Consider the following 13,331-nt stretch of genomic DNA (forward strand, 5'->3'; position numbering starts at 1 on the left):
GTTAAGTGTAAAGAAAAAACAGCAAAGGATGGATTTTATGGCTGTAACGATGGACGTGGAGGCGTTGACTTCCTTTCTGGAACGCGAATTTCCACAGGTGAACGCGGAAGGAATGGCCTTCACGGTGACTGACGCGGGCGAAGGTTTTGCGTCCATGCGGCTCGATCCGTCAGACCGGCATTTGCGACCCGGCGGGACGGTCTCTGGGCCCACATTGTTCGCACTCGCCGATATCACCGCATATGTGGCGATTCTCGCGCAGATCGGTCCGGTGGCCCTCGCCGTGACAACAAACCTCAATATCAATTTCCTGCGCAAACCGGAAACGGGACCCGTCGATGCCAAAGCGACAATCCTCAAACTCGGCAAGCGTCTGGCGATTGTGGAGATTTCCATGACAAGCGGTTCAACAAGCGAACTCGTAGCGCATGCAACGGCCACCTATTCAATCCCGCCCCGCCCCGTGCCTTCGCAATAAGCCACTCTTCACCAAACAACCTTGCGTGTCTTCACCGGCTGCCGCCTACTTGGCCGTCTACTCCACAACCTGCACCTTTGCCGCAGCTCTTGTTATGGCGGCAGGCAGGGGCGAGCGGGCATCGAAGAAGGCCTGCACTTCATCGAAACTGGCGTAGCCGTCATGATTACCGTCGATCTGGTCAAAATGATCGGCGACAAAGCCCCAACCGGCATCGTTGGCGGCTTGCGCGGTCAAAAGGTGCCTGGACTTCGCCGCAGCCTCGAATTTGGCACGCAGTTCCTGATCGAGTTGCTTCTGGATCGAAGCCGCATCCTGCTTTTGCGGTTTGGCTCCAGGTTCCGGGTCCCAAATGCGATCCCCGGCATGGGTTGAACCGGCCATTGCGGTGAAGAGAAGCGCGATGATGATTGTGCGTGAAATGGTCATGGATCGCTCTCCTAATGTAGGGAAATGGCAGAGACAGGCGCACGCTGCGCCGGCGCGGCAGCGACAAGATCGCGGGCTTTGACAATTGTCGGCCCCGTGCCATACGGCGGCGCATCGTAGAATTCGTCGAGCGTCTTCTTCAGCGGCGCCCGCGCTTCTTCCGAATAGTAGATCATGTGCCCGCCCGCAAAATTCTTCACCGGAACCCGGTCGAGCAAGGTGCGATTTGTCGCCGGGTCGATGATCACGCCCTTGAGATCGAGTTCGGATTGGAAAAACGTTGTTATCGTATCGTAGTAACCAAGTACGGTGAGAAGCTTGAGAGAAGGCGCATATTTTATGCTTTCAACTATTCGTCGCGCGTATAGGCGGTGTAGAAGATAGAGGCTTGCGGGTCCTGTTTTTCCGGTTTTTTGGCAAAGGCGGTCAAATGACCTGGCCGAGGCTGTGTACCAGAAGGTCTTACCGTCCAGCATCATCTTGTGGCGCTTGACCGAAGGCTTCCCATCGACGGCAGCAACGAGTTGTGCATCCGCCGAGTCATCATATTTTGTTTTGTCCTCAAGCACAAAATCTTCCGGCGCAAAGATCGCATAAGCTTCCTCATCGAGCCCAATCCTCAACCTGTCTGCCGCCTCGAAAAGTTTCCCTGCGCCTTGAGCGCGGCCGCCTCTTTCCGTGCAAGCTCCAACTTGTCGGGCTTGACTAATGGCTGCTCCGGTTCGGGGTCGACATGCTTGAATACCGGCGGTACCGGGTCAGGGAAGGTACGCTCCGCCACTTCGCCTGGGGTATCCTTGCAAGCGGTCAGCCCCAAAAGGGCAATGCACAATAAAATTCTGAAAATCATCGACGCCTCTCAAAAATCCGCAAAAAATTGAGTTATGCGGATTTGAGGGAGGCGTGGTCAATTCAACGAAAGTTGCGCTTTGCCCATTATCTCATCAAGAGTTGGTGCTGATTCTTTATTAAGCAATCCCGTACCAGCATAATCGGGGCGGCTACCCGGGTAAGACAGTGCGAATGGCACGCGTACCAACCGGAGCGCCGGTCTCGCGGTCGATGGTGACCGGATCGATCTCCGTTCCAGTCTCGGCGTCGAAAAACCGCGTCACCTCGCCCCCGCCGCGATGCTTGCGTCCCCACGCGCCGATCGCAAACAGCACCGGCAGAAAGTCTCGGCCGGCTTCCGTCAGCACATATTCGTCCCGTGGCGGACGTTCGGAGTAGCGGCGTTTCTCCAGCAGCCCGTCCTCAGTCAGAGCTGAAAGCCGCGCCGTCAGCATCGTCGGCGCGATCTGGAGGCTCTTGCGGAATTCATCAAAGCGAGTGAGCCCCGCATGGGCATCCCGCATGATGAGCATACTCCATGCATCCCCCACAAGCGCGAGGCTGCGGGCGATCAGGCATGGCTGGTTTGAAAGATTTTTCATGTCGGTATCTTTTTGATAGTGACTTACTACTAAATTCATAGTAACTGATTGTTCATCGATATTCCACGACAAAATGAAAGCAGAAGGCAATGAACAAGACACAACCCCGCGTCGCCCTGGTAACGGGCGCTTCCTCCGGCATTGGGCTGGTAACGGCAAAAGCAATGCGGCGCGATGGCTACCGTGTATTCGGTACCAGCCGAAAGCCAATGTCGGATACCACGGACGGGATCACGATGCTGATCTGCGATGTGACCGATGACGCATCGGTGCAGGCGGCCGTCGACGATGTTCTCAGCCGCGCCGGGCGGGTCGATCTTCTCGTCAACAATGCCGGGATCGGGTTGCTTGGCGGCGCTGAAGAGTCCTCGGCGGCGCAGGCGAAGGCTGTGTTCGACGTGAACGTTTTCGACGTCCTGCGGATGACAAATGCAGTCCTGCCGGTGATGAGACGCCAGCGCAGCGGCCGAATTGTCAACCTGAGTTCAATACTCGGGCTCATCCCCTCTCCCTATAATGCCCTCTATGCATCGACCAAACACGCTATCGAGGGCTATTCGGAATCCCTTGACCACGAAGTTCGAACGCAGGGCATCCGCGTTGTACTTGTCGAGCCCGGTGTGACCCGCACATCCTTCGAAGAGAACATCACCCGGCCGGACCAGCCGCTTCCCGTCTATGAAACCATTCGTGCCAACGCGGAGAAGCTGATGCGCGAAATCATCGCGAAGGGTGACGCGCCGGAGGTGGTCGCCGCAACGGTCGTAAGGGCCGCCAATGCCGCATCACCCAAAAGACGCTACACTGCAGGCAAAGCGGCGGCGCAAGTCCGGTTTATGCGCCGCTTCCTGCCGGAGTCCTTCGTCGACAAGAACTTGCGGAAATTCAGCGGGCTTCCTGCCTGAGCGCCGATAGTGCCCCTGTTTGGCTTGCCCGCTGACCACCGAAACGAAAGTTGGCTCAAAATGAAATCATTCCTGATCGATCGTTATGTGAAAGGTGGGCCTCTTCGTTTCACGGAAAGTCCCGAGCCGGAGCTGCGTGAGAATGATGTGATGGTGGAGATTCGCGCCGCCAGTGTGAATGTTCTGGACAGCAAGATCAGAGATGGTGAGTTCAAGCTCATCCTGCCATACCGACTTCCGCTGGTCCTCGGCAACGATGTAGCGGGAGTCGTGGTCCGGGTCGGGGCCAATGTCCGGCGGTTCAAGCCCGGTGACGAGGTCTATGCACGTGCGGCGCAGGATCGCATCGGGACATTTGCCGAATATATCGCCATGGACGAGGCAGATGTGGCGATGAAGCCGAAAAACCTGACCATGGAAGAGGCCGCGTCCATTCCGCTTGTCGCCCTGACAGCATGGCAGGTGCTTGTGGAGCGTGCCAACCTGCAGAAGGGGCAGAAGATCCTGATCCATGCCGGCTCGGGCGGCGTGGGCACGATTGCGATCCAGCTTGCCAAGCATCTCGGGGCATATGTGGCAACGACCACAAGCACGGTAAACATCGATCTCGTCAAAAGTCTCGGCGCAGATGTCGTGATCGACTACAAGAAGGACAACTTCGAGGAGGTCCTACGGGATTACGATGTCGTATTAAACAGTCTCGGCACGGATACGCTGAAAAAATCCGTTGGCATGCTGAAGCCGGGCGGGGAGCTGATTTCGATTTCCGGTCCGCCGGACCCGGATTTTGCAAAGGAGAATGGTTCCGGCTGGCCGCTTCGACTGGTCGTGCGCCTGCTGAGTTTCGGCATCAGGAGAAAATCGAAACGCCAAGGCATCAGTTATTCCTTCCACTTCATGACGGCCAACGGCGCGCAGCTTGGTCAGATCACCTCCCTGATCGAGGCAGGTGTCATACGACCGGTAGTGGATCGGGTCTTCCCGTTCGAGAAGACAAATGAGGCGCTGGCGTACGTCGAGACTGGTCGTGCGAAGGGGAAGGTAGTCGTCGCTGTGAAGTGACGCCTCGGGCCAATAAGGGGGCCGCTCCATGACCGAGAGGGGGTGACGAGGTTCGAGAAGCAAACCGCTTTTTCGCAACGTCGCTCGAAAACCTTCACCCCCGCTCAGATCATCCTGCGTTGCTGGGTACAGGCGTGTTGAGCAGCTGCTGCTCCCAAAGATACGCGATGCCGCTGCCGCTCATATGCGAGATGAGCACTTCGGTCAGCTCTTCGACGTGCTCGGTGCGAGCCCAGTCACGCTGCCATTCGCCAGCAAGAGCCATCCAGGTCATCATGTTAACGCCGGCCGCGATCATCCGCTGTATGGCGACCTGGTGAGACTCGGTTGAACTTCCGCCCGATGCGTCGGTAATGACGGTCACGTCCCAGCCTTCGCCGGCTGCCTGAATCGCAGGCATCGCTACGCAAACTTCGGTCCACAGACCTGCGATGATCAATTGCTTGCGGCCGGTCGCCTTGACCAGGTCCACCACCTTCTCGTCCTCCCAGGTATTCACCCAGGTCCGATCAATCACTTCCTGCCCCGGGAAGACGTCAGTGATTTGCTTGAAGAGCTTGCCACCACGATCCGCTATCACGCTGGTGAGGATCGTCGGAACATTGAAAGCTTTTGCCAGCTTTGCCAGGGCGGTCGAGTTGTTGACCACTGCCTGAGGATCGTGGCTGTTCAGGTTCGCGAGCTGGTAAGGCTGGTGGTCGATCAGAACAAGTACGGAGTCTTCGGGACGTAGAAGAGAATCAAGGCCGTTACGAAAGGTCATTATTACTTCCTATGCTGTCGTTGTTAGTGAGGTTGGTTTGCGGGAAGACATGCGCCAAGGGCGACGTTGCCTAAAAGGGACATTGCCGTTCCCAGACACGATGCGGTAGTGTCGATTTGTGGCAAGCTGTGTCGCGAAATGGGGAACGCTGAATGGATATCGAAGAACTACGGACCTTCGTAGAAGTTGCTGATGCTGGAGGAGTTTCGGCCGCCGCGCTCCGGCTCGGCGTCTCCAAGTCGATCGTCAGTCGTCGGCTCTTCCGGCTTGAAGCCGAACTTGGCGTCCAGCTTCTTGCACGAACCACCCGCGGCGCTGCTCTCACAGAAGCCGGGGCCACGTTTCGAGACTACGCAGCAAGAGTCTCCGCCGAGATCGACGTGGCCAAGGAAACGATCCTACCCGCCGGTGACCTTCGCGGCCGCTTGCGCGTTGCGGTGCCGCTCTCTTTCGGACAGACCCACTTCGCTCCCATCCTCGCGGAAATGGCGCGACGCCACCCCCAACTCCAAATCCACACCTGCTACAGTGATCGGTTCGTCGATCTCATCACAGAGGGTTACGATTGTGCGATACGTGTGGGCTATCTTCAGGACTCCAACTTGATCGCAAGACGCGTCGGACCGATCTACGGGAAGCTCGTCGCGAGCCCGGACTACATCGAGGCGCATGGGTCGCCCGAAACGCCGGAGGAGCTCGTCGCTCATGAGGCCCTCATGCAGGGCACCGAAGCCTGGCAACTCATGGAAGGCGACAAGATCATCACGGTTCGTCCGCAGGGGCGCTTCAAGGCCGACAACGGCACTGCTCTCGTCGCCGCCGCGGCAGCAGGACTCGGGATCGCTTACCTGCCCGATTGCCTTACCCATGAATATATAGCCTCCGGCGCGCTTGTGCCGGTCATGGAGCATTATCCACCGCCTCCGGCAGGTGCATATGTCATCCGCCCGCCAGGTCAGCATCCCGCACGGAAGATACGGGTCCTCACCGAATTGCTGATCGAGTATTGCGAACCTGCTCCGCGTGAAAATGAGACTTGAGTCAGTCTTCTCGCTACAGCCCCCCATTCTTCCAGCGGTCAAATACTGCCCGAAATTATGTGGTAATATAATACCTTTTCAATAAGTATCTGTATTTGCTATGTTATTTCTGGTATGACGCGAAAATCGTCACTTGACGCGAGCGCCCGGCCCCTTTATTGAAACCCTCGACTGCGGTGGGTTCTCCCGCCGCTTTTCATTGTTATGCGAAAATTCAAGCTTCCGCATAACCCAAGCAACAAGAAAAGCCTTCTTTTATGAAGGATGATCTCAAGGACGAACACAATGGCTACCTTCACACAGAAGCCGGCAGATGTGACGAAAAAGTGGATCCTGATCGACGCCGAAGGTCTCGTCGTCGGCCGTCTTGCTTCCATCGTCGCCAACATCCTGCGCGGCAAGCACAAAGCAACCTTCACCCCGCACGTGGACGATGGCGACAATGTCATCATCATCAACGCCGACAAGGTTGCGCTCACCGGTAAGAAGTTTACCGACAAGGTTTATTACTGGCACACCGGCCATCCAGGCGGAATCAAGGAACGCACTGCCCGTCAGCTGCTCGAAGGCCGTTTTCCGGAACGCGTCGTTGAGAAGGCTGTCGAGCGCATGGTTCCCCGTGGCCCGCTCGGCCGTCGCCAGATGAAGAACCTGCGCGTTTACGCCGGTTCCAACCACCCCCATGAAGCTCAGGCACCTGAAGTCCTCGACGTTGGCGCGCTGAATTCCAAGAACAAAAGGAGCGCATAAGAATGGCTGAGCTCAACTCGCTCGCAGAACTCGGTACCTCTGCCGTCGCCCCGACGCAGGCCGCTGCACCGGTTCATGTACAGAAGCTCGATGCCAAGGGCCGTGCCTACGCAACCGGCAAGCGCAAGGATGCGGTTGCCCGCGTCTGGATCAAGCCAGGTTCCGGCAAGATCGTCATCAACGAAAAGGAATACGGCAAGTATTTCGCCCGTCCGGTTCTGCAGATGATCCTGCAGCAGCCGATCGTTGCTGCCAACCGCGCCGGCCAGTACGACGTTATCGCTACCGTTGCCGGTGGTGGTCTGTCCGGTCAGGCCGGTGCCGTTCGTCACGGCATCTCCAAGGCCCTCACCTATTTCGAACCTGCACTGCGCGGCGTTCTGAAAAAGGGTGGCTTCCTGACACGCGACAGCCGCGTCGTCGAACGCAAGAAGTACGGCAAGGCGAAAGCCCGTCGCTCGTTCCAGTTCTCGAAGCGCTAATATCGCTTTATATGGACACGAACAGAAAGCGGGCCTTCGGGTCCGCTTTTTTGTTGCGCTAAGACACGCGAATGAGCAAAACGCATATCGGATTGCAGGAACGGGAGCAGCAGATGCCATCGAAGTCCATCGACCATGCCTTTACAGCGCGCAATCTGACCAGCGCGGCCACTGATCCGACCCATGCGGGCGCCCTCTCCTTCATGCGCCGCCGCTATACGAAGAACCTGAATGGTGCCGAAGCGGTCATATGGGGCATTCCGTTCGATGCCGCTGTCTCCAACCGGCCCGGCGCGCGGTTTGGTCCGCAGGCGATACGGCGGGCATCGGCGATTTTCGACAATGATCCGCAATATCCGTTCCAGCGCGACCTGTTTGCCGATCTGGCGGTCGTCGATTATGGCGATTGCCTGCTCGACTACGGCAATCACCAGAAAACCCCAGCTACGATCGAGCGGGAAGCTGCAAAGATCATCACGTCCGGCGCGTTCCTTCTGTCGCTGGGTGGCGACCATTTCGTGACGTGGCCGATCCTCAAGGCGCATGCGGCAAAGCATGGTCCGGTGGCGCTGGTGCAGTTCGATGCGCATCAGGATACCTGGTACGATGACGGCAAGCGCATCGATCATGGATCCTTCGTTGGCCGCGCCGCGCGCGACGGGGTGATCGACCCTGCTCATTCGATTCAAGTCGGTATTCGCACCCATGCTCCAGACGATTGCGGGTTGAAGATCGTTTATGGCTACGAGGTCGAGGAAATGTCCGCAGCGGACATCGCCAAGCAGATCATTGCCCGGACGGCAGGCAGGAAGGTGTATCTGACCTTCGACATCGATTGTCTCGACCCGGCCTTCGCGCCGGGTACGGGAACGCCTGTCGCTGGCGGGCCTTCCTCTGCGAAGATACTCTCCGTTCTGCGGCATCTGACGGAACTGAACATTGTCGGCGCGGATGTGGTTGAGGTTGCGCCCGCCTATGACCATGCGGACGTGACGGCGATCGCAGGTGCCACAATCGCGATGTATTATCTGGGTATACTGGCAGAGCAGAAGGCCAAGCAAAAACGATGATGATCCTGGCAATGCTGCCGTGCGTGGTTCGACAAGCTCACCATGAGGTAGAACGGTGGGTTGCAAGATAACCGCCAATCTCCCAAATGAGGGTGATAACGTTGCAAGGTTAGTTCCCTGGTGAGCTTGTCGAACCACGGACAGCGCTAAAGCCAATTTGAAAAAACTGAGCTAATCTGAATTCAAAGCTTCCAAGGGCATTCCCATGAAACCGAAAATCTTCATCGATGGCGAACACGGTACCACCGGCCTGCAGATCCGCACGCGGCTTGCAGGCCGTGATGATCTCGAGGTGCTTTCCATTCCTGAAGCCGAGCGGCGCAACAAGGATATGCGCGCGGACTTTCTCAAGGAATCGGACGTCGCCATCCTCTGCCTGCCGGATGATGCGTCGAAGGAAGCCGTATCGATTCTCGAAGGGCATAACTCGACAAAGATCATCGATACCTCGACCGCGCACCGCGTGCATCCGGACTGGGCCTACGGCTTTGCCGAGCTCGACCGCGACCAGCGGCAAAAAATCGTCGATGCGCGGCTCGTCGCCAATCCCGGTTGTTATCCGACCGGCGCTATTTCGCTGGTTCGGCCGTTGCGCGATGGGGGCATCCTGCCCGGCGATTATCCGGTCACGGTCAATGCGGTCTCCGGCTATACCGGCGGCGGCAAGCAATTGATCGCACAGATGGAGAATCCGGATGCGTCTGATCATATCGACGCAAACCATTTCCTCTATGCGATGCCGCTGAAGCACAAGCATGTGCCGGAGTTGCAGGTGCATGGGCATCTGGATCGCAAACCTATCTTTTCGCCAAGCGTCGGACGTTTTGCACAAGGCATGATCGTTCAAGTGCCGCTGTTTACCGCGGACCTAGATGGCAATCCATCAATGGCGGATATCCATGCAGCGCTCAGCGCCCATTATGAGGGGCAGAACATCGTGCAGGTGGTGCCGCTGGCCGAAAGCGTTATGTTGCCCCGCCTCGATCCGGAAGAGCTGCGCGATACGGACATCATGAAGCTCTATGTGTTCGGTACTGAAGGCACCGGTCAGGTCAATCTCGTCGCCCTGCTCGACAATCTCGGCAAGGGCGCTTCGGGGGCTGCGGTGCAGAACCTGGACTTGATGCTTGGAAATGCTTGATGCAATAGCGGAGACTTTCCCACCGGAGTGGAAAGTCTTCTCCCCCGAACTCGTCGCCGAGACCGCCACCAGCCGGATCGTCAAGGTGCGGCTGGAAGATGGCGAGCCCGCAATCATCAAACATCTGACACCGCTCGGTGTGCGGGAAGAGTTGGGTGGCAGGCGCTATCTGGACTGGCACGACGGCAATGGCTGTATTCGTTTGCTGGCGCAGCGGGGTAATAACCTCCTGCTTGAATATGCCGGCGCGCGCACCCTGCTTGATCATCTCAACGAACACGGTGACGACGACGCGACGCAGATCTTTGTCAATGTGTTCCTGCGCCTCATGCAGTCGAAACTGCAAAACCGGCCCTTCCCCCCGGGACTCATACCGTTGCGGACGCATTTCGCCAGCCTGTTCAAGAGGGCTGAGGCGGACCGGACACGTGGGGTGAACAGCCAGTTCGTCGAAGCGGCGGCCGTTGCAGACATGCTCCTGAACAATCAACAAAACGTCCAGCCGCTGCATAGCGATCTGCACCACGAGAACGTACTGCGCGGGAAACGCGGCTGGCTGGTGATCGATCCCAAGGGCCTGATCGGCGACCCGATGTTTGACACCGCCAACATGTTCTACAACCCGCTGGATCGCGATGATCTGCGGATGAGCGAGCGTCGCATTGCAACCATGGCGCAGACGTTCTCGCAAGCTTTCAACCGCGATATAGAAACCATTCTGGGCTTTGGCATGACCCATGCCTGCCTCTCGGCCTCATGGCATGACGAGGACGGGAATTTCGACGAGTCGAAGCGCAGCCTTGGCGTGGCAGAGGCAATCCGGCGTGTGCTGCAAACAATTTAAGCCCGTATTGACCAAGTTGACCAAGTTGACCAAGTGGTGTGCCCATGGTACCTTTGGTCTACTTGGTCAAGGAGAGAATTGTGAACCAGATCAATCTCTATGATGCGAAGACGAACCTTTCAAGTTTGGTGGATCGTGCTGCGTCCGGCGAAGAGGTCATCATTGCGAAGAATGGTATCCCGCTCGCAAAACTCGGCCCTTTGCCGAAACAGCAGGAGCCGCGCAAGCCTGCTCATGCGCTCGGGATTTCCTATATTGCCGAAGACTTCGACGCGTTAGATCCGGAGATCGCAGCCCTGTTCAACGATGACACATTGTAATGCAGCTGCTGCTCGACACACATGTTCTTCTCTGGTGGGATGAGGGTGCCGACAAACTCGGCTCTGTAACCCGCGACGCAATTGCCAATCCTGACAACCAAATCTACATCAGCGCAGCATCGATCTGGGAAATCGCCATCAAAAGTGCCAAGGGCAAATTACGATTTTCCGGCTTGCCCCACGCAGCCATCGAGCGAAATGGCTTTTTGCCGCTCTCCATATCGCCGCATCATGCCGAACTTGCGGGGCACCTTGCTTGGTCACATCCAGACCCCTTCGACCGGATGCTGATAACTCAAGCGCAATCTGACGGTTTGATATTGGTCCACGCCGACAGTGTAATTCACACCTACAAGGAAGTCCCCCAGCTTTGGGCACGCGATACTTAGCGCTCAGCGACGACTTCTGTCTCACGCGGATAAGCGCCTTTGGTGCCGCGCCAATGGGCGACGGAAAACCCGAGAATGACAATGGCGAAGAACTGATGCAGCAGCCCGAGGCCGATCGGCACCTGCATCAAAAGCGTCGTGATGCCGATCGCCGCTTGCAGGGTTACCAGGACGACAAGAAGCACGGCGCGGCGCGCATGGGTGGTGCCGGGGGCTTGCCGGACTGTCGATACAGCCTGCCAGATAGCCGCGATCAACACGAAATAAGCAAAGCAGCGATGGACGAATTGCACTGTCTTCGGGCTTTCGAAGAGATTGTGCCAGATCGGCTGGATCGGGAAAAGATCGCCGGGGATGACTGCCCCGTCCATCAGCGGCCAGGTATTATAGGAAAGGCCTGCGTCAAGGCCAGCGACCAACGCTCCGAGATAAATCTGGATGAAGACAAAGAGCACGAACCAGCCGGCGAGGCGCTGAGTCTGGCGATTGGCCGGCGCTTCGGAGTAGACGGCAAGGCCGCGCGCCACATACATGACCGCCGCGAAAATGATGCAGGCGAGCGTGAGATGCGTGGCGAGCCGGTACTGGCTGACATCGACACGGTCGACAAGCCCCGAGGCGACCATCCACCAGCCGACTGCGCCTTGCAGAGCGCCAAGCGCCAGAATGAAGATCATGCGCGGCTTCAACCGGCGCTCCAGCCGGCCGGTGAGCCAGAAGAAGGCGAGCGGTAGCGCGACGAGAAAGCCGACGCCGCGCGCGAGAAAGCGATGCGCCCATTCCCACCAGAAGATTTGCTGGAACTCCGCAAGGCTCATGCCCTTGTTCAGCTGCTGATATTGCGGGATCTGCCGGTATTTATCGAATTCCTCCATCCATTGATCATGGCCGAACGGCGGTATGATGCCGTGGATAGGCTTCCATTCGGTGATGGAAAGGCCCGAGCCGGTCATCCGCGTTGCACCGCCGACGAGCACGATGGTCGCCAGAACGATCAGCACCAGATAAAGCCAGATGCGGATATATTTGCGGTTTCGCGCTTCGCGGTCCTGAACCGAGACGACCATGCCCTGGGATAGTGTATTGGCAGCCATGCAAGACGCTCCTTATTGCGCCGATAGGTGCAGCATAAGCGGTTGCATGACAAGCGCAGTTCACGCGACACGCCGTCGCGTCCAGGTCTGCGCCGTCACGAAGGCGTCATCGCTTATTCGCCACACTGCCAGAGCAATATTGCGCCTGGCATCGTGCCCGGCAATATCCCTTTAATCTGAGAGGTTATGATGTTTAATTGGTTGAAAATCGCAGCCGGCACGGCTGCCGCCGTCGTCTATATCACCTGTGCTGCTCAGGCTGCAGATGCGTTGGCGAGCAAGGAATACAAGATCCTGCTCACACCATCCCTCTTCGACAAGCAACCCGCAACAGTTGCCAATCAGTTCCTGGCTGATCTGAAAGCCCAACTGAAGACGGTAAATTTCGATCGCAGCGTTGACGGCAAGTTCACCGAAGATGAAACGCGCACCGTGCGCTTCTATGATTCGCCCGGCACCTGCCACCTGAATGCGTCGGGCTACATGCTACGCACACGCGGCGACGACGCGGCCAGTGAAATCACGCTCAAATTCCGCTCGTCCAGTCAATCGACGGCCGCGACCACTGATGTCAGCGGTAGCGTTTCAGGCGCCAAGACCAAGCTCGAAGACGACATCGTGCCGCCTTTCAAGGAAACCTTCTCGCACTCGACGACAGAACCGCTCGCTGCGACGAAAAAACTGAACAGTCTGGATGATGTAACCGGCCTCTTCCCCGCCATCAAATCACTCAATCTGCCAAAGAAGGATACTTTGAGTCTTGTCGGCAAGCTCGATATTACCGAACTTACCTATACCGGTGTCGATAGCGACCTTGGCGCAAAGGACGCGGATTTCTCGCTGACGCTATGGTATGTCGGTACTGCCGCAAAGCCTGCGATTGCCGAACTTTCCTTCAAGGTCAAATCCGATGGCGGGGTGTTTTCCGCCAAAGTGACCGACCGTTCGAAACTCATCTTCGACACGATGCGCGGCATGACCCAATGGGTGTCCAGCAGCAGTACCACGAAGACACAGTGGGTCTACCAATATCAGCCAGGATTTTGCTCAAGCGTAAAACTGCTTTAGGATTCCCCCGAAAAGGCTGGCCGCTCCGCCTGGAATGGCCAGCTTTTTATCACCGCAATGGCT

General features: G+C 57.4%; 18 protein-coding genes. 12 read left to right on the top strand and 6 right to left on the bottom strand.

Translation table 11 applies throughout. The annotated features are described in order from the left end of the window. Positions 1 to 37 precede the first annotated feature (37 nt). Complete coding sequence (locus FHS21_RS01380; RefSeq protein WP_112530973.1) at positions 38 to 478, top strand: PaaI family thioesterase; 441 nt, start codon at positions 38 to 40, stop codon at positions 476 to 478. A 57-nt stretch (positions 479 to 535) separates the two neighbouring features. Here the strand turns inward: FHS21_RS01380 and FHS21_RS01385 are convergent, their stop codons facing one another. The 4 genes from FHS21_RS01385 to FHS21_RS01400 all read right to left on the bottom strand — a co-directional run bounded on the left by FHS21_RS01385 (position 536) and on the right by FHS21_RS01400 (position 2,340). Then, a complete protein-coding gene (locus FHS21_RS01385; protein ID WP_112530877.1) occupies positions 536 to 907 on the bottom strand; it encodes a hypothetical protein in 372 nt (123 codons plus the stop codon). 11 nt (positions 908 to 918) lie between these two features. After that, complete coding sequence (locus FHS21_RS01390) at positions 919 to 1,530, bottom strand: hypothetical protein (RefSeq protein WP_112530876.1); 612 nt, start codon at positions 1,528 to 1,530, stop codon at positions 919 to 921. Continuing rightward, positions 1,527 to 1,757 (bottom strand): hypothetical protein, encoded by a 231-nt coding sequence (locus FHS21_RS01395; protein ID WP_112530875.1) that lies wholly within the window; start codon positions 1,755 to 1,757, stop codon positions 1,527 to 1,529. The genes FHS21_RS01390 and FHS21_RS01395 overlap by 4 nt, the downstream gene beginning before the upstream one ends. Positions 1,758 to 1,908: 151 nt before the next feature. Next, positions 1,909 to 2,340, bottom strand: coding sequence for a winged helix-turn-helix transcriptional regulator (locus tag FHS21_RS01400; protein ID WP_112530874.1), 432 nt, complete (start codon positions 2,338 to 2,340; stop codon positions 1,909 to 1,911). 89 nt (positions 2,341 to 2,429) lie between these two features. Here FHS21_RS01400 and FHS21_RS01405 point away from each other — a divergent pair, with 89 nt between their 5' ends. Together FHS21_RS01405 and FHS21_RS01410 are read left to right on the top strand one after the other, a co-directional pair. After that, positions 2,430 to 3,245: an oxidoreductase gene (locus FHS21_RS01405; RefSeq protein WP_183660799.1), complete on the top strand. Its 816-nt coding sequence runs from the start codon at positions 2,430 to 2,432 to the stop codon at positions 3,243 to 3,245. A gap of 60 nt (positions 3,246 to 3,305) precedes the next feature. After that, positions 3,306 to 4,307, top strand: a complete 1,002-nt coding sequence (locus FHS21_RS01410; RefSeq protein WP_183660801.1) for an NADP-dependent oxidoreductase — start codon at positions 3,306 to 3,308, stop codon at positions 4,305 to 4,307. Positions 4,308 to 4,416: 109 nt separating this feature from the next. Here FHS21_RS01410 and FHS21_RS01415 read toward each other — a convergent pair whose 3' ends face one another. Then, positions 4,417 to 5,070 (bottom strand): hydrolase, encoded by a 654-nt coding sequence (locus FHS21_RS01415; protein ID WP_112530871.1) that lies wholly within the window; start codon positions 5,068 to 5,070, stop codon positions 4,417 to 4,419. Positions 5,071 to 5,222: 152 nt separating this feature from the next. Between FHS21_RS01415 and FHS21_RS01420 the strand changes: the two genes are divergently transcribed. The 8 genes from FHS21_RS01420 (at position 5,223) to FHS21_RS01455 (ending at position 11,106) form a co-directional block, all read left to right on the top strand. Continuing rightward, positions 5,223 to 6,110: a LysR family transcriptional regulator gene (locus FHS21_RS01420; RefSeq protein ID WP_112530870.1), complete on the top strand. Its 888-nt coding sequence runs from the start codon at positions 5,223 to 5,225 to the stop codon at positions 6,108 to 6,110. Between the two features lie 285 nt (positions 6,111 to 6,395). Beyond that, positions 6,396 to 6,860: a 50S ribosomal protein L13 gene (rplM, locus tag FHS21_RS01425; protein WP_112551331.1), complete on the top strand. Its 465-nt coding sequence runs from the start codon at positions 6,396 to 6,398 to the stop codon at positions 6,858 to 6,860. Positions 6,861 to 6,862: 2 nt separating this feature from the next. Further along, entirely contained in the window at positions 6,863 to 7,342 is a 480-nt protein-coding gene (rpsI, locus tag FHS21_RS01430) for a 30S ribosomal protein S9 (protein ID WP_112530868.1), read from the top strand. Between the two features lie 113 nt (positions 7,343 to 7,455). Then, on the top strand, positions 7,456 to 8,412 hold the full coding sequence (speB, locus tag FHS21_RS01435; RefSeq protein ID WP_112530972.1) for an agmatinase: 957 nt from the start codon (positions 7,456 to 7,458) through the stop codon (positions 8,410 to 8,412). A gap of 205 nt (positions 8,413 to 8,617) precedes the next feature. Beyond that, positions 8,618 to 9,553 (top strand): N-acetyl-gamma-glutamyl-phosphate reductase, encoded by a 936-nt coding sequence (argC, locus tag FHS21_RS01440; RefSeq protein WP_112530867.1) that lies wholly within the window; start codon positions 8,618 to 8,620, stop codon positions 9,551 to 9,553. Further along, complete coding sequence (locus FHS21_RS01445) at positions 9,546 to 10,397, top strand: aminoglycoside phosphotransferase family protein (protein ID WP_112530866.1); 852 nt, start codon at positions 9,546 to 9,548, stop codon at positions 10,395 to 10,397. Before argC ends, FHS21_RS01445 begins: the two co-directional genes overlap by 8 nt. Before the next feature lie 80 nt (positions 10,398 to 10,477). Beyond that, positions 10,478 to 10,717, top strand: coding sequence for a type II toxin-antitoxin system Phd/YefM family antitoxin (locus FHS21_RS01450; RefSeq protein ID WP_210002326.1), 240 nt, complete (start codon positions 10,478 to 10,480; stop codon positions 10,715 to 10,717). Further along, positions 10,717 to 11,106 carry a type II toxin-antitoxin system VapC family toxin gene (locus FHS21_RS01455; protein ID WP_112530865.1) on the top strand — a complete coding sequence of 130 codons (390 nt, stop codon included), beginning with the start codon at positions 10,717 to 10,719 and terminating at the stop codon, positions 11,104 to 11,106. Before FHS21_RS01450 ends, FHS21_RS01455 begins: the two co-directional genes overlap by 1 nt. Here FHS21_RS01455 and FHS21_RS01460 read toward each other — a convergent pair. Then, positions 11,103 to 12,173: a COX15/CtaA family protein gene (locus FHS21_RS01460; RefSeq protein WP_376772056.1), complete on the bottom strand. Its 1,071-nt coding sequence runs from the start codon at positions 12,171 to 12,173 to the stop codon at positions 11,103 to 11,105. The two genes, FHS21_RS01455 and FHS21_RS01460, sit on opposite strands and share 4 nt — an antisense overlap. Positions 12,174 to 12,386: 213 nt before the next feature. Between FHS21_RS01460 and FHS21_RS01465 the strand changes: the two genes are divergently transcribed. After that, the gene (locus FHS21_RS01465; protein ID WP_112530863.1) at positions 12,387 to 13,268 is read left to right on the top strand and encodes a hypothetical protein; all 882 of its coding nucleotides are present in this window, start codon (positions 12,387 to 12,389) and stop codon (positions 13,266 to 13,268) included. Positions 13,269 to 13,331 lie beyond the last annotated feature (63 nt).

It is taken from the genome of Phyllobacterium trifolii (assembly GCF_014192095.1).
Lineage (GTDB): Bacteria > Pseudomonadota > Alphaproteobacteria > Rhizobiales > Rhizobiaceae > Phyllobacterium > Phyllobacterium trifolii.